This is a genomic window from Pseudarthrobacter sp. C1, assembly GCF_034720455.1.
Lineage (GTDB): Bacteria > Actinomycetota > Actinomycetes > Actinomycetales > Micrococcaceae > Arthrobacter.
Genome location: NZ_JAYESK010000003.1, coordinates 102867 through 125951, shown reverse-complemented (window position 1 = coordinate 125951; position 23085 = coordinate 102867). Strand labels below are relative to the sequence as shown.

Genomic DNA, 23085 nt, shown 5'->3' with positions numbered 1-23085 from the left:
GCTGACGGATGGACAACAGTGACCCCATGTTCATGCCAATGCGGTGTTCCGATGCTGAGCCATCCACCAACCACCTATCTAGATACTCTAGATGTTCCTGTGGCAGAAGTGAAAGTAGTACGGTCCCCTATTTCATCCCCTATTTAGTGAGAGCCGACTCCCTCCGCTTGCGGGCGGAGGCGGCCAGCTGGTCCAGGACAGAGACCGAAACATCCCACTCCATGCAGGCGTCCGTGACGCTCTGCCCGTACACCAGCTCCGGTCGTCCCGCGGCGTGCCCGGCAACATCGAGGTTCTGTGCGCCGCCCACCAGGAAGCTTTCCAGCATGACACCGGCAATCGCCTGGGCCGAAGTGCCGCCGTCTTCCAGCTGGGCGCCGATCTCCATGGCCACTTCGGCCTGGCGGTGGTGGCTCTTGCCGCTGTTGGCGTGGCTGGCGTCGACGATGAGGCGGGGGTTCAGCTGCTTGCCCGCCAGCTTTGCCGAGGCAGCCTCCACGTCGGCGGCAGAGTAGTTCGGTCCCTTGCGCCCGCCGCGGAGGATGACATGGGCGTCCGGGTTTCCGGCGGTGGACACCAGCGCGGCCCGGCCGTCGCCATCAATGCCGAGGAAGGCCTGGGCGGCCGCCGCCGCGCCGCAGGCGTCGATGGCTACCTGGAGGTCGCCGTCGGTCCCGTTCTTGAAGCCGATGGGCATGGACAGGCCCGAGGCAAGCTGCCGGTGGATCTGGCTTTCGGTGGTGCGGGCCCCGATGGCGCCCCAGGAAATCAAATCCGCCATGTACTGCGGGCTGATCGGCTCGAGGAATTCCGTGGCCGTGGGCAGCCCCAGCGCGGTGACCTGCTGCAGGAAGCGCCGCGCGGTCCGCAGGCCGGTGACCATGTCGTGGCTGCCGTCCAGCCGCGGGTCGTTGATCAGGCCCTTCCAGCCCACCGTGGTGCGGGGCTTCTCGAAGTAGGTCCGCATGACGATGAGCAGGTCTTCCCGGTGCTTCTCGGCCTGGCTGACCAGCCGCCGCGCGTACTCCAGTCCCGCCTTCGGATCATGGATGGAGCAGGGTCCCACGATCACCAGCAGGCGGTCGTCCACACCGTCCATGATGGCGCGGACTTCGTCGCGTCCGCGTTCGACGACGTCCGCCGCCCGTGCGTCCAGCGGCAGTTCCGCGATGACTTCCTGGGGCGTGGGCAGCGCGGTGAATTCGCTGACACGCAGGTTGGACGTCGATTTTGCGGCTTCGGCGCCGGTGGCGGTCTGGGCTGTGGCGGATGCTTCTGCTGTTGCGGTGCTCATGTTCGGGTCCTGTTCCAGATGGGAAGCGGGCCCGGATCAGAACCCGCCGGAGAAACGGCGAAGGGCAGAGAATAATCTCTGCCCTGTTGGCTCTGAAGGAAAGTTGGATGCGTGTCAGTTAGACGCGGGCCCCTCCAGAGCCAACGAAAAATACGCATACCAACGGTTTGTCATGCCTTGAACCATAACCGCAACCTGCTGCCCCCCGCAAAGTGTTACGCCGCATCGCGGGACGGGCGGCCTACCCCAGCAGCTTCCGCAGGAACAGCAGCTGCCTGATCCAGTGGTGCTCCTGGCCGCCCTCGTGGTTGTTGAACCTGTACACCTCGATCTCTTTCGCAGCACCGGTGGCCGGAACGCCGGGCGTCCCGCATCCGTACGCGTTGAAACTGGCAAAAACAGTGGAGGGCGGGCAGATGTCATCCATCTGCGCCGCCGAATACAGCGCCGGCGCGGTTGCCCAGCGTGCCAGGTTGACGCCGTCGAAATAGCGCAGCACCGCGAGGGCGGCGTCGTACCGGTCCCGGTGCCGGGCCAGGAACTGCGCTATCTCCGGGTACGGCCCGCGCGGGGTGATGTCGATGGCGCGGGGGAAGTCCTGCAGGAAGGGGACGTCGGGCAGGGCGGCGATGACGCCGTCGAGCCTTGCGGCCACCAGCCCGGCGACGGCCACAACGATGCCGCCGCCCTGGCTGACGCCGGCCAGCACCACGCGGGACGGGTCGACGGCGGGGTGGGACCGGGCAGCTTCCACGGCCCGGAAGGCGTCCACGTAGACCCGGCGGTAGTAATAACCGTCCCGGTTGGCGATGCCGCGGGTCATAAGGCCGGCGTGGGCCACGTCCCCGGCGGAAGGGTGCGGGTCCGGCGTCTCCCCCAGGGAGCCGCCGTAGCCCTGGCCCCGGGTGTCCATGATGAAGTGCGCGTATCCGGCCTGCGCCCACCGGGTGTCCTGGTTGACCAGCCCGCGGCCGCCGGAATATCCGACGTACTGGACCACCACGGGCAGCGCCGCATCGGGTTCCCGGTGCGCGGGCAGGTGCAGCCACCCCTTGACCGGAGTGCCGCCGTAGCCGGTAAAGGTCACGTCGAAGGTGTCGATGACGGAAAGGTAGTTCTCCACGGGTTCAAAGCCGGGGTCCAGGGGGAACTCCCGTGCTTCCGCGATGGTTGCGTCCCAGAATTCGCGCAGGTCCTCCGGCGGCGTCACGTCCGAGGTGTAGGTACGGAGCTGGGCGAGCGGGAGATCGAAGAGCGGCATGGTTATCGAATCCTGTCCTGTGTTGACGTGTCGCAGTGCGGTCAGGCTACAGCCGCGAGAGTTCCGGCGCGAACGCCTGCAGGTCATGGCCCTGCACCACCAGGGCACGGAGCTCAGCCAGCCCGCCGCAGACGGCACCGGCCGCCCGTGCCTGCACCAGCACATTGCCCAGTGCGGTGGCTTCCACGGGTCCTGCCACCACTTTCCTGCCCGTGGCGTCTGCCGTGAGCTGGCACAGCAGCCTGTTCTGGGAACCGCCGCCCACGATGTGCACCACGTCGACGGTCCGGTCGGCGACGCGTTCGGCGTCGCGGATGGTGCGGGCGTAGCCGGCCGCGAGGCTGTCCATGATGCACCGTGTGATGGCTGCTGGATCGTTGGGCAGCACCTCTGCGGTGCGGCGAACGGCACCCCGGATGCGTTCGGGCATGTGGTCCGGGGCGATGAAGTAGGGGTCGTCCGGGTTGATCTGCGGCCCGCCGGCCGGCAGCGCGGCCGCCGCGGTGAGCAGCGCCGTCAGTTCGGGACGGAACCCTTCCTGTGCCCAGGTCCGCTGGCATTCGCTGAGCAGCCAGAGCCCGCCCATGTTCCGGAGGTACCGGATGGTGCCGTCCACGCCCCGTTCGTTGGTGAAGTTCGCCGCGCGGCTGGCTTCGGTGAGGACGGGGTGTTTCAGTTCCAGCCCCACCAGGGACCAGGTTCCCGAGGAGATGTACGCGAAGTTTTCCTCGCCGTCTTCCGCTTTGGCGGGGACTGCGGCGACGGCGGATGCGGTGTCGTGCGAGCCGACCGCCACCACCTTTGTATCCCGCGGCAGTCCCGACCGGGCGGCGATCTCCGGCAGCAGGGTGCCTATCGCTTCACCGGGCTGGATCAGCGGCGGGAACAGGTCCTTCCGCAGGCCCAGGGCGGTGAAGAACTCGGTGGCCCACTCCCCCGCCACGGCATCGAACAGGCCGGTGGTGGAGGCGTTGGTCGCCTCGGTCCGCCGCTGCCCGGTGAGCAGGAACGCGATGAGGTCCGGGATCAGCAGGGCCTGCAGCCCGCCCAGGTCCGGTTCGCTGGCCAGCTGGTAGATCGTGTTGAACTGCAGGAACTGCAGCCCCGTGGTGGCGTAGAGGCGGGCGGGGTCCAGTTTCCGGTGCACGGGTTCGACGGCGGCGCGGCTGCGGTCGTCGCGGTAGCTGAACGGCGGAGCCGTCAGCTCGCCCGCGGCGTTGACCAGGCCGTAGTCCACAGCCCAGGTGTCGATGCCGATGCTGAGGATCCGCTCGCCCTGCACGGCGGCAACCGTGGCCGCGGCCGTCAGGCCCTTCAGCACCTCCGCGAAGAGGGAGTCGAAGTTCCAGCGGAGGCCGCCGTCGATCTCCACCACGCCGTTGGCGAAACGGTGGACCACCTCCAGCTCCACGCCGCTTCCTGCGACCCGGCCCAGGATGACCCGGCCGGAGGAAGCGCCAATATCGACGGCGGCAAACACAGGCGTGTTCATCGGAGGAAGGCTGCGGCCACTCCGGCGTCCACGGGGATGTGCAGGCCGGTGGTGTGGGACAGTTCGTTGCCGGTGAGGACGGCGGCGGCGTTGGCGACGTGTTCGGGGAGGACTTCACGTTTGAGCAGGGTGCGCTGGGCGTAGTACTTGCCCAGTTCCGTCTCGTCCACGCCGTAAACGGCGGCGCGTTTGGCGCCCCAGCCGCCGGCGAAGATCCCGGAGCCGCGGACCACGCCGTCGGGGTTGATGCCGTTGACGCGGATGCCGTGCTCGCCCAGTTCCGCGGCGAGGAGGCGGACCTGGTGGGCCTGGTCGGCCTTGGTGGCGGAGTAGGCGATGTTATTCGGGCCGGCGAACACGGAGTTCTTGGAGGAGATGTAGATGATGTCCCCGCCCATGCCCTGGGCGATCATGACCTTTGCCGCGGCCTTTGCCACCAGGAAGGAGCCCTTGGCCATCACGTTGTGCTGCAGGTCCCAGTCCTTTTCGGTGGTTTCCAGCAGCGGCTTGGAGATGGACAGGCCGGCGTTGTTGACCACCAGGTCCAGCCCGCCGAACGCCAGCACCGCGGCGTCGATGGCAGCGGCGACCTGGGCCTCGTCCGTGACGTCGGCCTGGACGCCGACGGCGACATCGGGCCCGCCGAGCTCTTCGGCCACCTTCTGCGCGTTCTCGAGGTTGAGGTCCGCGATGACCACGCAGGCGCCTTCGGCGGCGAGGCGGGTGGCGATGGCCTTGCCGATCCCGGACGCCGCGCCGGTCACCAGCGCAATCCGGGTGGCGTGGGACTTGGGCTTGGGCATCCGTGCCAGCTTGGCTTCCTCCAGCGCCCAGTACTCGATCCGGAACTTCTCCGATTCCTCGATCGGGGCGTAGCTGGAGATGGCCTCGGCGCCGCGCATCACGTTGATCGCGTTGAGGTAGAACTCGCCGGCCACCCGGGCGGTCTGCTTGTTCGCCCCATACGAGAACATGCCCACGCCGGGGACCAGCACGATGGCCGGGTCCGCGCCGCGCAGTGCCGGGGAATCCGGGGTCGCATGGCGGTCGTAGTAGGACTGGTAGTCCTTCCGGTAGTCGCCGTGGAGTTCCTGCAGCCGGGCGATCGAGTCCTCCACCGAGGCATCCGCGGGCAGGTCAAGGATCAGCGGCTTGACCTTGGTCCGAAGGAAATGGTCCGGGCAGGACGTGCCCAGCGCACCCAGGCGCGGGTGCCCGGCGGCTTCCAGGAAGTCCAGCACGACGGCGTCATCACTGAAGTGCCCCAGGACCGGCTTGTCCGTGGAGGCCAGGCCGCGGATCACCGGCGCCAGGGCCCCGGCTTTGGCGCGCCGCTCGGCCTCGGGCAGGGCGCCGTAGCCGGGCAGCTTCGCACCGAACGGCTCGGCCTTGCCGTTGTCCCTGATGTACTTCTCGGCCTGGTCGATGATCCACAGCGAGTTCTGTTCCGCCTCTTCGGAGGTGGCGCCCCACGCGGTGATGCCGTGCCCGCCCAGGATAGTGCCGATGGCCTGCGGGTTTGCGTCCTTGATCGCCGCGATGTCCAGGCCCAGCTGGAATCCCGGACGGCGCCATGGCACCCACACCACCTTGTTCCCGAAAATCTTCGCCGTCAGCGCCTCACCCTCGGCCGCCGTCGCAATGGCAATCCCGGAGTCCGGGTGCAGATGGTCCACGTGCGCCGCATCCACCAGCCCGTGCATCGCCGTGTCAATCGATGGGGCCGCGCCGCCTTTGCCATGCAGGCAGTAATCGAACGCGGCCACCATCTCGTCTTCACGCTCAACGCCCGGGTACACGTTCTTCAAAGCGTTCAGCCGGTCAAGGCGCAGCACCGCAAGGTTCCCGGCCCTCAAAGTACCCAGGTCCCCGCCGGAACCCTTGACCCACAGCAGCTGGACGTCCTCACCCGTCACCGGGTCCTTCTCCGTGCCCTTCGCCGACGTGTTGCCCCCGGCAAAGTTAGTGTTCCGCTTATCCGCACCCAGGCGGTTCGAACGGGAAATCAGGTCTTCAACAGTCTTGGCTGTGTTCTGCATGTTCATGCCTTTCAGGCGCCCCATCCGGCTTGCTGGCCGCCCACGCGGTCCTCGTTGATCTTCTTCTGGTAACCGCTGGCCTTGAACGCGGCCAGCGGGTCCGCGGGCAGGCCGCGGGATTCACGCCACTCGGCCAGGACCGGCCGGACGTCGGTGTAGAACGCATCATTGAAGATGCCGTTGGCGGCCAGCACATCTCCGGCACGCTGGGCCTCGGCCAGGGCCTCGGTGTCCACGAGCAGGGCGCGGGCGGTCATTTCCTGGACGTTCAGGACCGAGCGGATCTGGCCCGGGATCTTCTCCTCCAGGTTGTGGCACTGGTCCAGCATCAGCGCAACTCCAGAGTCCTTGCCGAACCCGCCGCCGCGGATCACCTCATGCATAATGCGGAACAGCTGGAACGGGTCCGCCGCGCCCACGATCAGGTCATCATCCGCGTAGAAGCGGGAGTTGAAGTCGAACGAGCCAAGCTTGCCCAGGCGCAGCAGTTGCATCACGATGAACTCGATATTGGTGCCCGGGGCGTGGTGGCCGGTGTCCAGGCACACAAACGCCTTCTCCCCGAGCGCGAGGGTCTGGGCGTAAGAGGTGCCCCAGTCCGGAACATCGGTGTGATAGAAAGCCGGCTCGAAGAACTTGTACTCCAGCACCAGGCGCTGCCCGTCCCCGAGGGCCGCGTAGATCTCCTGCAGGGACTCGGCCAGGCGGTCCTGGCGGCCACGCATATCGTCCTGGCCCGGGTAGTTGGTGCCGTCCGCCAGCCAGATCTTCAGGTCCTTGGAACCCGTGGCGTGCATGATCCCAATGCAGTCCAGGTGATGGTCGATGGCCCGGCGGCGCACGGACTCATTGGACGAGGTCAGCGAACCGAACTTGTACTCATCATCCTGGAACGTGTTGGAGTTGATAGTGCCCAGGCCAACACCCAGGCCGGCCGCGTACTCCTTCAAAGCCGAGTAGTCATCCACCTTGTCCCACGGGATGTGCAGCGCCACCGTGGGCGCCAGGCCGGTCAGTTCATGGACCTTCGCGGCGTCCGCCAGCTTCTCCTGCACAGTGCGCGGGGTGCCGGGCGTGCCGAACACCCTGAACCTTGTACCCGAATTTCCATAAGCCCACGAAGGGACCTCGATGGCAAGCTCCCCGAGCCTGCCCAGCGCCGTTGCTACGTCATTCATGATGGTTCTTTCCGGTGTCTTGTGATGCTGTTGGTCTGCTGGATGCTGCCCCGCTGCTGGAGCCTGTTGTTTGCCGGCCCGCCGGCTTTAGGAGGTGGAGGCCTGTGCCGCGGCCAGCTGGCTGTCAAGGTTGAAGACTTCCTCCAGGACCTGGAACCCTTCATCGGGAGCCTGGCCAGGGTTTTCAAAAAGCGCTGCCATTTCCGCCTGCCACCGGGCGTTGACCTCGGTCAGGGCCATGCGGGCGCGGGCGGCGTCGAAATCGTCGCATTCCACGTAGCCAACCAGGAGCCCGTCCCCGGCCAGGAACAGGGAGTAGTTGTTCCAGCCCGCGGCCTTGAGGGCGCGCAGCATCTCCGGCCACACGGCCGCATGCCGCCGCCGGTATTCGTCAATCAGCGCTGGCTGTATCGAGGAGCGGAAACACACCCTCATGTTGGACCCTCCTAAACTCGCGGAAACTTTGAATCGTTTCATTGTTACGATTCAAAGTACTCTTGAACTGGAGTAGGTGTCAAGCATTCCGGACAAGCCGTCCATGGGGCGGCCCGGACGCCTGGCACATCGCGCAGCAGCACGGAGAATCATGAACCGCTCAGCCAGTATCAAGGACGTCGCCAACCATGCCAGCGTGGCGGTGGGCACGGTCTCCAACGTGCTGAATTACCCTGACAGGGTCTCGCAGCGGACCAAGGACCGGGTGCTCAAGGCGATCGATGAGTTGGGGTTCGTCCGTAACGACGCAGCCCGCCAATTGCGCGCCGGCCACAGCCGCACCATCGGCCTGATCGTCCTGGACGTAGGCAACCCGTTCTTCACCTCCGTGGTGCGTGCGGCCGAGGACGCCGCTGCCCTGCACGGCAGCGCGGTGCTGCTTGGGGACAGCGGCCACGACGCCGGCCGGGAGGCCAATTACATCGACCTTTTCCAGGAACAGCGTGTCCAGGGACTGCTGATCTCGCCGGTGGGTGACGTGACGGAGCGCCTTGACCTCCTCCGCGAGCGCGGCGTGCCCACCGTACTGGTGGACCGGCTGGCTGACGAGGCAAAGTTCAGCTCCGTAGCAGTGGACGACGACGCCGGGGGGTACCTTGCCGCGCGGCACCTGCTGGACACCGGCCGCCGTCGGCTGGCCTTTGTGGGCGGCCCCACCTCCATCCGGCAGGTGGCGGACCGCCTGCAGGGCGCGCAGCGTGCCGTCAAGGAAGAACCCGACGCGTCGCTGGAGGTTCTGGCATCGGACGCCATGACGGTCCTGGCCGGGCGAAGCGTGGGGAACGCACTGGTGGAGCGGGGCCGGGAAAAGCTGCCGGACGGCATCTTCTGCGCCAACGACCTCCTGGCGCTGGGGGTCATGCAGTCCCTAACCATGACCCACACGTTCCGCATCCCCGAGGACGTTGCGCTGATTGGCTATGACGACATTGACTTCGCCGTCTCGGCCGTGGTTCCGCTGTCCTCCATCCGGCAGCCCACGGAGGCGCTGGGGCGCACGGCAATCGAACTTCTCGCCGAAGAAGTGGGGTCCCGGAACCCCACGCACCGTTCGGTGGTCTTCACGCCGGAACTGGTGGTCCGGCAGAGCACGGGGACTTCCGCCGGCGGCTGATATGGCACCGTCCGGTTAAGTAGGCATTGCCCGGTTGGCAGGCAACGCCCGGTCAGTCACCTTCCTGCAGCCATTTCATGGACTCTGTCCGGGAGGTGAAGAAACGGGTGGGGCAGGGCGGGATGTGCACGCCCAGGAAGAAGTTTGCGATGATCCGGTCTACCGGGCTTGCTCCCAGCAGCGCGATCCGGTTGGCAGCGCACGGGATGGAAAAGACAGCACGGGCTGCCCTGGTGACGTCCTCGGTGGTGGCCATGTCCACCAGCATCGGGTAAGTGCTGTCCCCCGCTATCTGGTTGACGGCAGCCATGGCTGCCCGTGCGTCCTGCAGCTCTATCCGGACCCTGGGTTCCCAGATCAGGTGGATGATGCCGTCGGAGCGGAGCTCCACCGTCCCCTTGCCGCCGTCGACAATTACAGGCTCCATAACCTGCCTCCCTCCCTGGGCGCACGCCCATGATCTTCCTATCTTGCCGTATGCCTCCGAAGCGGCGGACAGGCTTGTGCCAACGCAGGAGGCATTGCCCGTTGACTGTTTCGACATGGGTGGATTGGCCGTGGCTGTTGAGGAACTGGCGCTGGAGACCATAGCCTGGCGAGGCCCTGGGCTTAACTGCCCGCGGCCATCCCCGCGACTTGCAAGAATGGCCATCATGGACTTCAACCGGCTGCTGCAGATCCGCCGCATCTACGCGCAGCCTGCCGCACTGGAGCTGCCCCGGGGCAGGGACATCGTGGAACGGTGGCCGGACGCCGACGTCGTGCTTGTCGACAACCACTGGAACATCCCGGCTGTGCACGGTGATGAAACGAACGTGCCGCGCTGGTCCCGGATCAAAACGGAGGCGTTGGTCCTCGGGGTCAAGAAAGCGCTGACCGTCAAGCCGAACGGCAGGTCCGCAGACTTCATTGCGCCCTCAACCGCGAACGGCTGCGCCATGGCGTGCGCGTACTGCTACGTGCCCCGGCACAAGGGGTACAGCAATCCCGTCACGGTGTTCGCGAACATCGACCAGATCGCGGGGTCACTGGAGCGCCACGTTACGCGCCAAGGCATCAAGCTTGAGCCTAACCAGTGCGATCCGGAGCTCTGGGTCTACGACATCGGTGAGAACAGCGACTGCTCCGTGGACGCCCTTGTCAGCGACAACGTGGAAGATCTGGTCACGCTCTTCCGCGACCTGCCTACCGCCAAGCTGTCCTTTGCCACCAAGTACGTCAACCCGGCGATGCTGGGCTGGGACCACGGCGGCCACACCCGGATCCGCTTTTCCCTCATGCCCGCGGCTTTGGCGAAGTCGATCGACGTCAGGACCTCGCCGGTGGGCGAACGCATGGCGGCCATCAACGACTTCGTCGCTGCCGGCTATGAGGTGCATGTGAACTTTTCCCCGGTCATCATTACGGACACCTGGCTCAGCGACTGGGAGGAGCTGCTCTGCCAACTCGACGCGACGCTGAGTGCCGCTGCGAAGTCCCAGCTGGCGGCGGAAGTCATCTTCCTGACGCACAATGAACGGCTCCACGAGGTCAACCTCGGCTGGCATCCGCAGGCCGAGAGCGTGCTGTGGCGCCCGGACCTCCAAGAGGCAAAGGTCTCATCCAACGGCTTCACCAACGTCCGCTACCGCTCCGGAACCAAGGCCGGCTACGTCCGGCAACTGACCGCCCTGGTTGGGAGGATCGCACCATACTGCCGCATCCGGTACGCCTTCTGAGGGTCCGGGTTCCTGGCCGGCGTCGGGGCGCGAACCGGGCCTCGGGCCAGGGCCTGCCCCGCCGCGCGGCGCTAGACTGAAGCATGACCGGCGCCCGCCCCCGTCTCTTGGCCTGGCTCCTCGTCCTGGCAGCCTTCCTCGGGGCCTGCACGCCCGCCGTCGGCATCAACGACGCCGTTACCGGGCAAGCGAGCCCGGCCTCCCCGGCGCCGGCATCGGCCGCGCTGACCGCCCCGCCACCGGCGTCAGCGGCTCCGCCCGCCCCGTCGCCGGTACCCGCGGCACCGCCGGAACCCCAGCCGTTCTCCCTCAACCTTTACCAGGAGGGCGACTTCGTGCCGCAGTACACCTTTGACTGGTGTGTGGCAGCGAGCATCCAGATGGCCCACAACCTCGTCGACGACACGGGCGGCGGCACGTGGGCGGATTCCACCCAGCAGGGAGAACTCTGGGAGATGGCCCGGGCCCGATCGTCCAACTCGTTCAACGGCGCTAACCCCCTCGGGTGGGCGCAGGTGCTGACGGAGGTTGGCATGGGGCCGTACACGGTGGTCAGCATCGCCGACTACGGGACCGCGCTCCGGACGGCGGCGCGCGCCATCGCCGCCACGGGCCGGCCGGTGGGGCTGGTCATGTGGCGCGGCCGCCACGCATGGGTGATGAGCGGTTTCGAGTCGATCGGCGATCCCGCCCGGTTCCAGGACTTCTCCGTCACCGGCGTCCGGGTCCAGGATCCCCTCTACCCGCACGGCAGCGGGCAGTGGGGCCCGTCGCCTGCGCCCAACAGCCTGCTCACCCCGGAGGAGCTGGCAACGCAATTCGTGGTCCGCGAGCCGCGGCGCTGGAGCAGCGAACTGCCCACCGGTTACCTGATGGTGCTCCCGGTCGCCGGGGCCTGACCGGCCGCGGTTGGGGACAAAGGTCGAAGGAATGCTGGCCGTGCGCAGCGGAGCCGGGCCGGTACGGCTGCCCGCCCCCCCGTATAATCTCAGCATGCCGATCACGCGCCTGCACCCAGGCAGCCAAGCTCAGCCGACGGAACGCGAACACTGCGGGAGCGGTCTGTGAGCGGCGGCCTCGTCGCCCTGCTGGACGACGTCGCGGCCCTGGCCCGCATCGCCGCCGCGTCGGTTGACGACGTCGCAGCCGGAGCCGCCAAGGCAGGAGCCAAGGCCGCCGGTGTGGTCATCGACGACGCCGCTGTAACCCCGCAGTACGTGTCCGGGGCTGACCCGTCCCGCGAACTGCCGATGATCAAGCGGATCTTCTGGGGCTCGCTCCGGAACAAGCTGCTGATCATCCTCCCGGCCCTGCTGCTCATCAGCGCCTTCCTCCCGTGGGCCATCCCGTTCATCCTCATGCTGGGCGGCACGTACCTGTGCTTCGAAGGTGCCGAGAAGGTCTGGCACAAGCTCCGCCGGGACCACTCGGACGAAAAAGCGCCGGCGGTCCAGCGGGGTCCGGAGGCGGAGGCGAAGGTGGTCAAGGGCGCCATCACCACAGACTTCATCCTGTCCTGCGAGATCATGGTCATCTCGATGAACGAGGTGGCCGCCGAATCCATCTGGGCGCGGGCTGTCATCCTGGTGGTCGTGGCCCTCGCCATCACGGTGCTCGTGTACGGTGCGGTGGCACTGATCGTCAAGATGGACGACATTGGCCTGCACCTGGCCGCCAAGGAATCTGCGGGCTCGCAACGCTTCGGCGAGCTGCTGGTCAAGGGGATGCCCGCCGTGCTGGCTGCAATCACCCTGATCGGGACAGTCGCCATGCTGTGGGTTGGCGGCCACATCATGCTGCAGGGGGCCTACGACCTCGGCTGGCACCTTCCGTATGACCTGGTCCATGCCCTTGAGGCCCCGGTCGCCGGAATCGCGGGCATTGGCGGGCTCCTGGCCTGGCTCGTGAACACCCTGTGCTCAGCCGTCCTGGGACTCGTGTGGGGCCTCGCCGTGATGGCCGTCCTGCACCCGCTGCTGAAGGCCCTGCCGTTCGGCAAGGAGAAGGGCCAGCACGAGGAAGGTGACGTCCGCGCCGAACTCGCCGGCTACCGGCCGACGAAACACAAGGCGGATCCCGCTCCCTAGCTAGAGTTCCTCCACCACCAGGTTGCGGTAGGCCGCCCGGAGCGGGGCCATGTGCCGGAAGCCCAGGTGGCCGGCCCCAAGCACCTTGCCGGACGGATCCTGCCACTCAAGCAGCGGCAACCCGTTGATGGAAAAAGCCACGCGTGGCCCGTCCTTCACCACCTCCAGGCGGTAGAAGTCCATCGCGTCCCCGGCAGGCGGCAACGGATCGGCACCCTGCGCCACGAGCTCAAAACCCGCGCTCTTGCGCAGGTTGCAGGTGCGGAACGCCCGCTCGGACGCGTATTTGTGCCGGAAGTAGGAGATGTGCAGGGCATCGATGTCCCCGGAATGGTATTGCGGGTAGTACCCCGTCCGCGGTGCGAGCCCGGGTGAGAACAGGTCCCGCCCGCCGTGCCCCCGGGCGGCGAAGAAGAGCATGGCCAGGCCCGGCTCCTCCAGCGGAAGGAACTCCCAGCTGATCCGGACTCCGTCCGGGAACTCCACCGGGCACCAGAACGTCCAGTGCGCGTGGTCCCCGAATTCCGCGTCGTCCAGCGAACCCGAAAGTTCCAGCGCACCGCCATGCCCGCCCGCGCTCAGCGGCCCTTCCGCCACCCAGTCCGCGACATCCCCCGGCCCGGTCAGTGCGTTGCTGTAGAGCACCTTCGTCCCCGGGCCAGGCGTTCCCAAGCCAGGCGTGCCCACTTAGCTGCGTCCCGCCGTCGTACTTAACACACTGTCCGGGACCAGCCCCAGCTCCTGGAGCTCCGCGGCAACATGCTCCGCCACCAGGGCGGCTCCCGGCCGGGAAAAGTGGGTGTTGTCCGCCAGCCCTTCCGGCCAGTAGGCGTGCGTGCCCGGCGCAAAGTGGCAGAAGAGGGACGCCGAGTCCTCCGGTCCCAGGCGAAGGTAAAGCCCGCGCGTCCACGCGTTCAGGTCAACCACCGGCAGCCCCAGCTCCAGGCCGATTTCCCGGACCACCTCCGGGTAGTCCTCCAGGCTCGGCTCCAGGATCCCTTCCACAACAGCGTCCGACGGCGGCGCGTCCAGGAAGTGCCGCCGCTCCACCGGGGTGCACAGGACGGGAAGCGCCCCGCGGCTCCGCACGTCCCCGGCCATGGTGCGCAGGTTCGCCGCGTAACCGGTGCGGGCCGCGAGGTGTTGCCTCTTCTGGTCGTTGTGGCCGAACTGGATCAGCACCAGGTCCCCCTCGGCTGCTTCCGAAAGCAGCCGGCCCCACAGCCCCTCCTCCCTGAAGGACTCCGTGCTTGCCCCGCCCTTGGCGAAGTTGTGCACGGCCGCCCGATTGTAGACATGCGGCGCAAGCTGCGCTCCCCAGCCGCTCATGGGGTACTCATGCGTGGGGCAGTTGGCCACCGTGGAATCTCCGGCGAGCAGGATTTTCATGCTGTGCTTTCTGGTAGTCCGGCTCCCCCATCAGCCCTTGACGGAGCCAATGAGCATGCCTTTGGCGAAGTGTTTTTGCAGGAACGGGTAGAAGACCAAAATGGGCAGGGTTGCCACCACGATGACCGCGAATTTGATGCCCTGTTCCGGCGGGATGTAGTTGGGGTCCACGTTTCCGGTGCCGAGCAGGTCGGAGGAGGCTGTGACCTGGCGCAGGTACATCTGCAGGGTCCATTTGGAGTTGTCGGAGAGGTAGAGCAGGGGTGACATGAAGTCGTTCCAGATGCCGACCGCGTAGAACAGCGCGAACGTGGCCAGCACCGGCTTGGACAGCGGCAGCAGGATGCGCCAGAGGATCCCGACCTCGGTGGCGCCGTCCATCTTGGCGGATTCCTCGAGCTCGGCGGGAAGCTCCTGGAAGAAGTTCTTGATGATGATCAGGCTGAACGGGTTGATGGCCGCCGGCAGGATCAGGGCCCAGTAGCTGTTGAGCAGGCCGAGGTCCTTGACCAGCAGGAAGGTGGGAATCATGCCGCCGGAGAAGACCATGGCGAAGACCACCAGGGACAGGATGAGCTTGCGGCCACGGAGGTTCCGTTTGGCCAGCGGGTAGGCCATGGTGACGGTCAGGATCAGCTGGACCCCGGTGCCCACGGCGGTGACCAGGACAGTGGTGACCAGGGCGCGGATGAAGGCGGGCGTGGAGAAGATGTACTCGTAGGAGCCCAGGGAAAACTGTTCTGGCCAGACGAAGAAGGCCCGCCGGGTGATCTCGGCTTCGGTGGCGAAGGAACCGGCGAAAACATAGATGAACGGCAGCAGGGTGATGATGCCGATCAGGGCCAGGAAGACGTAGTTGGCGGCGTCGAAGATCCGGCCGCCGGTGGTGTTGTGAATCTTCATTAGAACAGTCCGCTCTGGTTGAACCGCTTGGCCAGGGCGTTGGTGCCGAAGATCAGCACGATGCCCACCAGGGATTTGAACAGTCCCACCGCGGTGGAATAGGAGTAGGCGCCCTGGGTGATGCCCACGAAGTAGACGTAGGTGTCGAAGACGTCAGCGACATCGCGGTTCAGGGCGTTGGTCATCAGGTAGATCTGCTCGAAGCCGGTGTTGAGCATCTGCCCGATCGCGAGGATGAGCATCACGATGATGGTGGAGCGGATCCCGGGCAGGGTGATGTGCCATACCCGGCGGAACCGTCCGGCGCCGTCAATGATGGCGGCCTCGTACTGGTCCTGGTCCACGGTTGCCAGGGCGGCGAGGAAGATGATGGTTCCCCAGCCGGTGTTCTTCCAGATCTCCTGGAGCACGATCAGCGGCCGGAACCAGGCAGGGTCGGACAGGAAGTCGATGTCCGTGCCCATCACGTTGTTCAGGAACAGGAACAGCGGGCCGAAGTCCAGCGCGAACAGCAGGAAACTCAGCGACGCCACGATGGTCCACGAGAGAAAGTGCGGGATGTAGACCAGGGTCTGGACGGTGCGCTTGAGGATGGAGAGGCGGACCTCGTTCAGCAGCAGCGCCAGCACGATGGTCAGCGGGAACGCGATACCCAGGTTCAGGAACGCCAGGACCAGCGTGTTGCCCAGCAGCCGGGGGAAGTCCGGGTTGGCGAAGAAGTCCTGGAAATGCTGGAACCCCACCCACGGGCTGCCGTTCACCCCGAGGAACGGGACGTAGTCCTTGAAGGCGATCGACACCCCGTACATCGGGGCGTAGCGGAAGACGGCGAAATAGAGCACGCCGGGCAGCAGCAGGAGGTACAGCCACTTATAGTGCGCGAAGTGGACGGAGAACCCGCCCCGCGGCCGGGGAGCGGAGACGGGCTGCGCCCGCTCCCCGGCCTGGGCGTCAATGACAGGGGCTGCCATTTACTTGCTGTCCTGCCAGAGCTTGTTGATTTCTTCCTGGACCTTGTCGCCGCCGCTGCTCTTCCACAGCTTGATGGCGTCCTTCAGGCCCTGCTCGTCAATCTGGCCGGCCAGGTACTTGATCCGGGCATCGGCCACGATGTTGTCCAGCTGCGCGCCCTTGGCCACATAGGTGGGTGAGACGAAGGCTGCTGCGGGGTTGTAGACCGCGCTCTTGAGGTCCTCTGCCATGACCTCGACCCGCTTGTCGAAGACCTCCTGCTCGTAGTCCGAGGCCTGCTTGACCGGGTAGAAGTTGTTGCCCGTGACGTTCATTCCCAGCTGGGCGTAGCTCTTGATATCGGTGTTGACCACCTTGCCCTCAGGGGTCTCGGGCTTGATGGTGGCGGCCTTGCCGTCCTCCACCGTGAAGTTCACGCCCTCGATGCCGTTGTTCAGCAGGACAGCGGTTTCCTTGGAGTTCATCTTGTTCAGGAACTCCAGCACGGTCTTCAGCTCGGCCTCGGTCCGGACGCTGGTTTTGGGAATGGCCAGGAAGCCGGAGTAACCGTCGGTGGGATGTGTGTGCAGTTCACCGTCCGGGCCTTCGAGCCCGCCGACAAAGCCGACCTTGTTTTCAAAGTCGTTGGGGTTGGCCTGCTTGAACAGGTTGATCAGCACGCTGACACGGGAGTCGACGTCGATAATGATGCCGCCCTTGCCGTTGAAGAAGGGCTCGTTCCACTTGGTCCCGTCGAAGGTGGCAAAGTCAGGGTTGATGAGCTTCTCATCCACCATCTTCTTGACGAAGCGGTTGGCTTCGATGAACTCTTCGGTCTCAAAGCTCGGGACCAGCTTGCCGTCACGTTCGGCCCAGCGGTTGCCGGCGCCGTACCAGGTTTCGATCATGTCGTAGGGGCTGTTGGACCCCAATGCGCCCCACTTCGGGATGGTGATGCCCCAGGTATCGTTCCGGCCGTTGCCGTCCGGGTCCTGTTCCGTGAAGGCCTTGGCCACCTTGTAGAGGTCCTCGGTGGTTTTGGGCGCTTGCAGGCCCAGTTTGTCCAGCCAGTCCTGGCGGAACATGACAGCCGAGCGGATCGGGTTGCGGGCGCGGTAAACGCCGTAGACCTTGCCGTTGATGCTGGCGTTCCGCTCCACCGCCGGGGAGGTGGACTTCAGGTTTGGGTACTCCTTGAGCTTATCCGTGAGGTCCCAGAAGGCACCCGCTTCGGCGTTCTTGACGAAGCCCGGAGACTTGCTCTGCACCACCAGGACGTGCGGAATCTCGGACGAAGCCAGCGTGATGTTCATCTTGTCTTCATAGGAGGCGTTAGGCGTCCAGGCGATGTTGACGTCCTTCCCTGTGAGTTCCTCCAACTTCTGTTGGACGGCGCCGTCCGCGGAGGGCGGCTGCGCCTCGAGGAAGGGGGCCATCACGTTGATGGCGGCCAGGTCCGCGGACTGGGTTTCCCCGGCTCCGCAGGCTGTCAGTGTCAGGGCCGTGGCGGTCACGACGGCGGCGCCCAGGCTGAGTTTTCTAGTAATCATCTTGTTCCTTTTCCACTTCTTCGGGGTTGGTTGGCGAGCATGGCATAGGGATTTTGATACGTTTCAGTAGTGCGGTGAGGCCGACGGCGGCAAGGGGCCGGAGCACCGGCGCAGGACTTGCTGGCGGGTACGACGGGTCAGGCCACTGAGGCCACCGGCACGGCATCATCGGGGGCGGCCGCTTCCGCCGTGGCGACCGATTCGTCATTGGCGCTGAAGAACCTGTCACACAGCCAGCCTGTAACGAACAGCCAGGCGCCGACGCTGAAGAACGGGATCAGGCCGGGGATCGTGCTGCTTGCATAGAACGCGGCAGCGGAGATGAACAGCAGGATGACCGTTCCAGCCAGATGGCGGAAGGCAAAACGGGACGACGTGAGCAGGTACTGGGCCAGGGGCAGCTCATACCGCGCATACATGGGAAAGAGGTAGCACGCTGCCCCGGCCAGGAAGATGGCCACCACGAAGATTCCTGCCGCAACGAGCTGCGAAATGACATCGCCGGAGCGCGAAAAGTAGTTCCAGTTCATGGCCAGGACTACCGCCACACCCATGACGGGCAGGGCGATGGCATTGGCTCTGCCGAAGTTGCTGAAGTAGTGGGAAGCAAAGCTCCGAGCCAGCGGAGCCCCATCCCCCCGCACCCGCTTTCGTATTGCGATGTGGGCGGCCGCGGTGGCCGGACCGGCACCGAGGATGCCCGCGCCAGCCAGGGCAAAAAAGATCCACAGCAGGTTCAGGCAGGCGATCCAAAGGAGCGTGTCAAAGAACGAGTAGGCACGGGCGTTGAAGGATCCAGACGGCATGGCGCAGCTCCCTCCATTTCTCCATCGTTGCAGAGGCGAAGGCGGTAGTGGTCCGCGTCACGCCAGTAATCGGTTTCTCGAAAATCTAGACCCCCTGAGGCGGTCGGGTCAAGCCAATTTTTGAATCGTTACATAACTGGACTCCAACCCTTCCCGTCCCGCACACTGGTTGGTGGAAAGCGCTTGCTGAATCCTGCTCGCGCAACGGCCAGTGCCCGCCGGGCAGAACGGAGAACCATGGGAACGCCAAGAGGCACCCGTTCCACCGAAACGCCCGCCGAAGCGTCCGCCGAAGCGTCCGCCGGGGCCTGGGCGCCTGCCATGGGCGGCAGCAGGGCAGCCAGGGTGGCCCTCGTCGGCGTGCACGGCTTCGGCACCCACCACCTCCGCAACCTTGAACGGCTCCAGGCGGCAGGCGCCGTCGAACTCATTGCCGTGGCGGACCCGCAGCCGCCGGAAGCCGGTTCCCTCCCGCCGTCGGCCGCGGTCTATCCGGGGCTGGCCGAGCTGCTCGCCGCCACCCGGACGCTGGACCTGGTCATCGTGGCAACCCCCATCCAGACCCATGCCCCGCTGGCGCTGGCGGCCCTGCGGACAGACGCGGACCTCTATCTGGAGAAGCCTCCCGTTGCGTCATTGGCGGACTTCAACCGGCTCTGTGACGCAGCCGCGGCATCGGGCAGGAGCGTCCAGGTGGGGTTCCAGAGCCTCGGTTCGCATGCCCTTCAGGCCATCGAAGACCTGCTGGCGGACGGCACCATCGGCACGCTCCAGGGCATTTCGGCCACGGGCCGCTGGGTCCGCGACCGGGCGTACTACAAACGCTCACGGTGGGCCGGAAAGCGCAGCATCAACGGCGTGGACGTGGTGGACGGTGTGGCCACCAATCCCCTGGCGCATGCCGTGGCAACGGCGTTGAGGATCGCCGGGGCACGGACCACGGCTGATGTGGTGTCCGTGGAAACCGAGCTGTACCGTGCCAACGATATCGAGTCCGATGACACCTCAGTGATCCGTATCCGCACGGTGTCCGGCCTGCCCATCACCTGCGCCCTCACCATCTGCGCGGCGGAATCGGTGGAGCCCTGCGTCACCCTCCAGGGATCAGCCGGAACTGCCGTGTTCCACTACACGGAGGACCGCCTGAGCGTCACCACGGCGGCCGGCACGTCCGAGGAAACCTATGGCCGCGACGACCTCACCGAGAATCTCCTGGCGCACCGGAACGGCGGAACTCCGCTGACCAGCCCGCTGCTGGACAGCGGCGCATTCATGCTGGTCCTGGAAGCGGTCCGGACCGCTCCGCCGCCGGCGCCCATCGGTGATTCGCACGTCCGGTGGGAGGGGGCAGGTGAAGCAGCCCGCGCCGTCGTCCTTGACATCGAGTCGGCACTGGACCGTGCCGGCCGCGGGCACGCCACGTTCAGTGAGCTGGGCCTGCCGTGGGCCACCAGTGCCCCTCACGCCTTCAGCCTGCCGGTTTCCTGATGCGCCGGCAGTGGGCAGGAAAGGCCGCGGCACGCAAAGCACCAGCCACCGCCACCGGCCAACTGCACGCCGTCAACCTCCTGACCGACGGCCTCGCGGCCTGCCTGACGGCCACGCCGCACCCCACCTTCAGCTGGCAACTTGCCCAGCAGGAGGGCGCAGACCCGGCGCGCGCACTGCAGACCGGCTTTGAAATCACGGTGGAAGACTCACAAGGGGTGAAGTTTTGGAGTTCGGGGCCGGTCCCCTCCGCCGCCCAGCGGGGCGTCCCCTATCGCGGGCCAGCGCTCGACGACGACACAGACTATGCCTGGCGCGTGCGGGTCCGCGACGCAACAGGAATGCCCGGGGCCTGGTCCGCGGCGCAGCCTTTCAGCACCGGGCTTGCCGATCCTTCCTGGCAGGCGGACTGGATCAGGAGGGTGCCCGGCGGCCGCGCACCCCTGGAAATCCTGGACAACGCCCTGCGGGTGGCGGGCTCGCCGTTCCTGCCGGTTCCCTGCCCGCCTGTCCGCAGCTTCCGCCTTGAAGCCCGCGTCCGGCCGGCCATGGGATGGGCGGGACTGATCCTGCGGAGCAACGGACCCGGCACAGGCCTGCTGCTGGAACTCAACTCGGCGGGCGAGGTGGTCCTGCGGCATGCACCGGAATGGGACATTCCCGCCCCGGGCGCCCCGGAGACCGCCGAGCTGGCCACGGCCCGGCTGCCGCGCCAGGACGTGGCGTCCGGCTCGTGGCAGGACCTGGTGGTCACTGATGACGGGCTGGCCATCACAGTCTCCCTGGACGGTGTAGAACTCTTGGCCGTGCATGAGCCGGCCGCTGCCGGGTCCGCCGGCAAACTCGCCCTGCACCAGGGTCCGCGGACCCAGGCCGAGTACGCGTCCCTTCGCATCACCACCGCCAGCGCCCTGCTGCTGGACCACAAGTTCAACGCCGCCGGGGACCACGCCCGCGCCTGCCTGGCCCACTGGAGTTCCACTACGGCGCACCGCCAGCCGGATGAATGGACCTTGTTCCGGACCACCCTGACGTTGACCGGTACAGTGCGCCGCGCGCGGGTGTTCCTGGCCGCGAACCACCACGCGCAGCTCTCCCTGGCCGGTACCGCCTGCTTGAGCACAACATCCTTCGGCTATCCGGGCGAAGGCTACTACGACGCCGCAGACGTCACCGGGCTGCTCGCCGCCCAGCCTCCGGCCACAGCTGTTCCGCTGACGGCCCTGCTCCACTGGTACGGCCCGGGCCAAGGCCGCGCCGCCGGACTGCCCGGCCTGCTGGTCCACATCAGCGTGCAGTACACGGACGGCCGCCGGGAAGTGTTCGGCTCCGGAGCGGACTGGACCGCAGGCGAGGCGCCCTACCGGCAGTCCGGGTACCGCAACGACGAGGGCGACCCCGTGGAACACCTGGACGGGCATGCTGCCGCCGCGGCTCCCTCCGCCGCCGATGACCTGCCCGCCGCGATCAGTTACGGCGGCCACCCGGCACCGGAATTTCCCCGGCTGCACCCGCGCCGCACTTTCCTTGCCCAGGAATTCGCGGCGCCCAAGGCCTTTCTGGCGGCTGACGACGGCACGCTGGTGGCGGACTTCGGCCAGGTCCTTCCCGGGCGCCCCGAAGTGGACTTCCTGGACGGCGTTCCCGGCCGCACCCTTATGATCCGTACCGGCTACACCCTCCGGTCCGACGGACGGGTGGACACCGGAAGGACGGCAAGCCAGAACACGGACATGTCCTTCCCGTATACGCAGTCGGCGGGCCCGCAGCAGTTCCGGGCCACGGTGCACCTGGGCTTCCGCTACCTTGAGCTTCCCGGCGTGGACACCGCAGAGGTGAACCGGCTGGGCGCACTGGTGGTGCACGGCCGGCATCCGGGCGAGGGGAGCTTCAGCAGTTCGGATCCCGCCCTGAATGATGTGTTCAAGCTGCTGCGGGACTCAGCACTGTTCGGCGTCCAGGAGCAGTTCGTGGACACCCCTACGCGGGAGAAGGGCCAGTTCCTGGCGGACGCCGTAAACATCTCCTACGCCACGATGGCGCTCTTCGGGGAACATGCCTATACCGCCCAGGCGCTGCGGGAGTTCGGCTGGTCGGCGGCCCGGTACTGGACAGACGGCGAAGACCGGGGCCGCTACAACGCGGTATACCCCAATGGGGACGGCAAGCGCGACATCCCGGATTTCTCCCTCATGATTCCCGAGTGGGCCGAGGAGTACTATCTTCGCACCGGGGACCTCGCCCTGGTCCGGGAACTGCTGCCGCACTGCCGCAACACCGCGGACTACGCGCTGCGGCACATTCCGGCAGATGGTCCGACGGCGGGACTGGTCACCCGGCTGGGCGGCGGTTCCGGCCCCTACCTGCACGGCATCGTGGACTGGCCCGAACCCGGCCGGTTCGGCTACGACATGGAGTGCGCGGCCAAGACAACCGTCAACGCCCAGGCCTATTCTGCACTCGTCGCCACGTCCCGGCTCTGCAGCCTGGCGGGCGACCACGAGGCCGCCATCCGCTACGCCTCGTCTGCCCGGCACCTGGCCGGCGCAATCCGCGCCCGCCTGCGCGTGGACGGTGTGATGGTGGACGGCCTGCACGCCGACGGCACACCCAGCTCGCACGCCTCACAGCACGCCACGTCCTTTCCGCTGTCCTTGGGCATCACTGAGCCGGAACTGGCGGCCTCTGACGCCCGGCGGATCGCCGCCTTGGGCATGATGCAGGGGCCCATGACCGTGCACCGCCTGGTTCGCGCACTCCTTTCCCAGGGGCTGACGGACGCCGTGCTGGACCTTCTGACGGACAAGGACCAGCCCGGCTGGGCACGTCTTTTGGACCGCGGTGCCACCTTCACCTGGGAGGCGTGGGACCTGGTGGAGGGAACGGACTACAGCCAGTCCCACGCCTGGTCGGCATCCGTGGCCAAGGAGATCCTTGAACACCTGCTGGGCGTCCGATACAGCTCACCGGGAGGCTGCGGGCTGGTGCTCGAGCCACCGCTGTGCCGGCTGGAACATGCCCGCGGCTCCGTGCCTGCGGCGAACGGATATGTGGAGGCCAACTGGAGCCGGGAAGACGGGCTGGTGCGGCTGGAATGCACCATTCCGGCCGGAACCACCGCAGTTGTCCGGCTGCCGGCCGGCAGGTACCGGGTCACGACCCGGGCTAAGGACGCTGCGGCGGATGCCGCCGTCGAACATTCCGCTCCGGCGAGTGCCGCGAAACCGGGCATGCATCCCGACGGCGGCACGGCCAGCGGTGCAGCCAAGGTGGAGTTCCGCGTCCTTGCCGGCACCTGGACGTTCTCGCCATCCCGGTGA

At 66.7% G+C, this 23085-nt stretch carries 19 protein-coding genes; 6 read left to right on the top strand and 13 right to left on the bottom strand.

Annotated features, from left to right (window positions below; genetic code table 11):
- Nucleotides 1–139: 139 nt before the first annotated feature.
- The 6 genes from U7114_RS05715 to U7114_RS05690 all read right to left on the bottom strand — a co-directional run bounded on the left by U7114_RS05715 (nt 140) and on the right by U7114_RS05690 (nt 7699).
- Nucleotides 140–1294 (bottom strand): 3-deoxy-7-phosphoheptulonate synthase, encoded by a 1155-nt coding sequence (locus U7114_RS05715; protein WP_157241233.1) that lies wholly within the window; start codon nt 1292–1294, stop codon nt 140–142.
- Nucleotides 1295–1535: 241 nt separating this feature from the next.
- A complete protein-coding gene (locus U7114_RS05710) occupies nt 1536–2555 on the bottom strand; it encodes an acetylxylan esterase (protein ID WP_323056748.1) in 1020 nt (339 codons plus the stop codon).
- 46 nt (nt 2556–2601) lie between these two features.
- The gene (locus tag U7114_RS05705) at nt 2602–4047 is read right to left on the bottom strand and encodes a rhamnulokinase family protein (protein WP_323056747.1); all 1446 of its coding nucleotides are present in this window, start codon (nt 4045–4047) and stop codon (nt 2602–2604) included.
- Entirely contained in the window at nt 4044–6086 is a 2043-nt protein-coding gene (locus U7114_RS05700) for a bifunctional aldolase/short-chain dehydrogenase (protein ID WP_323056746.1), read from the bottom strand. Before U7114_RS05700 ends, U7114_RS05705 begins: the two co-directional genes overlap by 4 nt.
- Before the next feature lie 11 nt (nt 6087–6097).
- Complete coding sequence (rhaI, locus tag U7114_RS05695) at nt 6098–7264, bottom strand: L-rhamnose isomerase (protein WP_321214345.1); 1167 nt, start codon at nt 7262–7264, stop codon at nt 6098–6100.
- 87 nt (nt 7265–7351) lie between these two features.
- Complete coding sequence (locus U7114_RS05690) at nt 7352–7699, bottom strand: L-rhamnose mutarotase (protein ID WP_323056745.1); 348 nt, start codon at nt 7697–7699, stop codon at nt 7352–7354.
- Nucleotides 7700–7850: 151 nt separating this feature from the next.
- Between U7114_RS05690 and U7114_RS05685 the strand changes: the two genes are divergently transcribed.
- Nucleotides 7851–8873: a LacI family DNA-binding transcriptional regulator gene (locus tag U7114_RS05685; RefSeq protein ID WP_321214347.1), complete on the top strand. Its 1023-nt coding sequence runs from the start codon at nt 7851–7853 to the stop codon at nt 8871–8873.
- A 52-nt stretch (nt 8874–8925) separates the two neighbouring features.
- Here U7114_RS05685 and U7114_RS05680 read toward each other — a convergent pair whose 3' ends face one another.
- Nucleotides 8926–9300, bottom strand: a complete 375-nt coding sequence (locus U7114_RS05680) for an STAS/SEC14 domain-containing protein (RefSeq protein ID WP_157241224.1) — start codon at nt 9298–9300, stop codon at nt 8926–8928.
- A 226-nt stretch (nt 9301–9526) separates the two neighbouring features.
- On the opposite strand from U7114_RS05680, the gene U7114_RS05675 reads away from it, so the two are divergent.
- From U7114_RS05675 to U7114_RS05665, 3 genes are all read left to right on the top strand, one after another.
- The gene (locus U7114_RS05675; RefSeq protein ID WP_323056744.1) at nt 9527–10591 is read left to right on the top strand and encodes a spore photoproduct lyase family protein; all 1065 of its coding nucleotides are present in this window, start codon (nt 9527–9529) and stop codon (nt 10589–10591) included.
- Nucleotides 10592–10674: 83 nt separating this feature from the next.
- Nucleotides 10675–11490: a hypothetical protein gene (locus tag U7114_RS05670; protein WP_323056743.1), complete on the top strand. Its 816-nt coding sequence runs from the start codon at nt 10675–10677 to the stop codon at nt 11488–11490.
- Nucleotides 11491–11655: 165 nt separating this feature from the next.
- Nucleotides 11656–12678 carry a DUF808 domain-containing protein gene (locus U7114_RS05665; RefSeq protein ID WP_321214349.1) on the top strand — a complete coding sequence of 341 codons (1023 nt, stop codon included), beginning with the start codon at nt 11656–11658 and terminating at the stop codon, nt 12676–12678.
- Here the strand turns inward: U7114_RS05665 and U7114_RS05660 are convergent, their stop codons facing one another.
- The 6 genes from U7114_RS05660 to U7114_RS05635 all read right to left on the bottom strand — a co-directional run bounded on the left by U7114_RS05660 (nt 12679) and on the right by U7114_RS05635 (nt 18277).
- Nucleotides 12679–13323, bottom strand: a complete 645-nt coding sequence (locus U7114_RS05660; protein WP_323056742.1) for a DUF1961 family protein — start codon at nt 13321–13323, stop codon at nt 12679–12681.
- Between the two features lie 42 nt (nt 13324–13365).
- Entirely contained in the window at nt 13366–14067 is a 702-nt protein-coding gene (locus U7114_RS05655) for a rhamnogalacturonan acetylesterase (protein ID WP_323056741.1), read from the bottom strand.
- Nucleotides 14068–14097: 30 nt separating this feature from the next.
- Nucleotides 14098–14970: a carbohydrate ABC transporter permease gene (locus U7114_RS05650; protein ID WP_157241214.1), complete on the bottom strand. Its 873-nt coding sequence runs from the start codon at nt 14968–14970 to the stop codon at nt 14098–14100.
- The gene (locus U7114_RS05645) at nt 14970–15941 is read right to left on the bottom strand and encodes an ABC transporter permease (protein ID WP_323056740.1); all 972 of its coding nucleotides are present in this window, start codon (nt 15939–15941) and stop codon (nt 14970–14972) included. The genes U7114_RS05650 and U7114_RS05645 overlap by 1 nt, the downstream gene beginning before the upstream one ends.
- Complete coding sequence (locus U7114_RS05640; protein ID WP_323056739.1) at nt 15942–17471, bottom strand: extracellular solute-binding protein; 1530 nt, start codon at nt 17469–17471, stop codon at nt 15942–15944. It lies immediately after the preceding gene.
- Between the two features lie 137 nt (nt 17472–17608).
- Nucleotides 17609–18277, bottom strand: a complete 669-nt coding sequence (locus tag U7114_RS05635; RefSeq protein WP_323056738.1) for a YesL family protein — start codon at nt 18275–18277, stop codon at nt 17609–17611.
- A gap of 237 nt (nt 18278–18514) precedes the next feature.
- Here U7114_RS05635 and U7114_RS05630 point away from each other — a divergent pair, with 237 nt between their 5' ends.
- On the top strand, nt 18515–19765 hold the full coding sequence (locus tag U7114_RS05630) for a Gfo/Idh/MocA family oxidoreductase (protein ID WP_323056737.1): 1251 nt from the start codon (nt 18515–18517) through the stop codon (nt 19763–19765).
- Entirely contained in the window at nt 19765–23085 is a 3321-nt protein-coding gene (locus U7114_RS05625; RefSeq protein WP_323056736.1) for a family 78 glycoside hydrolase catalytic domain, read from the top strand. Before U7114_RS05630 ends, U7114_RS05625 begins: the two co-directional genes overlap by 1 nt.

Excerpts from the sequence above, each read along its gene's own strand:
- U7114_RS05635 (WP_323056738.1), bottom strand. The coding sequence starts at position 18,277 with ATGCCGTCTGGATCCTTCAACGCCCGTGCCTACTCGTTCTTTGACACG.
- U7114_RS05655 (WP_323056741.1), bottom strand. The coding sequence starts at position 14,067 with ATGAAAATCCTGCTCGCCGGAGATTCCACGGTGGCCAACTGCCCCACG.
- U7114_RS05690 (WP_323056745.1), bottom strand. The coding sequence starts at position 7,699 with ATGAGGGTGTGTTTCCGCTCCTCGATACAGCCAGCGCTGATTGACGAA.
- U7114_RS05630 (WP_323056737.1), top strand. The coding sequence starts at position 18,515 with ATGGGAACGCCAAGAGGCACCCGTTCCACCGAAACGCCCGCCGAAGCG.
- U7114_RS05625 (WP_323056736.1), top strand. The coding sequence starts at position 19,765 with ATGCGCCGGCAGTGGGCAGGAAAGGCCGCGGCACGCAAAGCACCAGCC.
- U7114_RS05680 (WP_157241224.1), bottom strand. The coding sequence starts at position 9,300 with ATGGAGCCTGTAATTGTCGACGGCGGCAAGGGGACGGTGGAGCTCCGC.
- rhaI (WP_321214345.1), bottom strand. The coding sequence starts at position 7,264 with ATGAATGACGTAGCAACGGCGCTGGGCAGGCTCGGGGAGCTTGCCATC.
- U7114_RS05670 (WP_323056743.1), top strand. The coding sequence starts at position 10,675 with ATGACCGGCGCCCGCCCCCGTCTCTTGGCCTGGCTCCTCGTCCTGGCA.
- U7114_RS05705 (WP_323056747.1), bottom strand. The coding sequence starts at position 4,047 with ATGAACACGCCTGTGTTTGCCGCCGTCGATATTGGCGCTTCCTCCGGC.
- U7114_RS05715 (WP_157241233.1), bottom strand. The coding sequence starts at position 1,294 with ATGAGCACCGCAACAGCAGAAGCATCCGCCACAGCCCAGACCGCCACC.
- U7114_RS05675 (WP_323056744.1), top strand. The coding sequence starts at position 9,527 with ATGGACTTCAACCGGCTGCTGCAGATCCGCCGCATCTACGCGCAGCCT.
- U7114_RS05700 (WP_323056746.1), bottom strand. The coding sequence starts at position 6,086 with ATGCAGAACACAGCCAAGACTGTTGAAGACCTGATTTCCCGTTCGAAC.
- U7114_RS05685 (WP_321214347.1), top strand. The coding sequence starts at position 7,851 with ATGAACCGCTCAGCCAGTATCAAGGACGTCGCCAACCATGCCAGCGTG.
- U7114_RS05640 (WP_323056739.1), bottom strand. The coding sequence starts at position 17,471 with ATGATTACTAGAAAACTCAGCCTGGGCGCCGCCGTCGTGACCGCCACG.
- U7114_RS05645 (WP_323056740.1), bottom strand. The coding sequence starts at position 15,941 with ATGGCAGCCCCTGTCATTGACGCCCAGGCCGGGGAGCGGGCGCAGCCC.
- U7114_RS05710 (WP_323056748.1), bottom strand. The coding sequence starts at position 2,555 with ATGCCGCTCTTCGATCTCCCGCTCGCCCAGCTCCGTACCTACACCTCG.
- U7114_RS05650 (WP_157241214.1), bottom strand. The coding sequence starts at position 14,970 with ATGAAGATTCACAACACCACCGGCGGCCGGATCTTCGACGCCGCCAAC.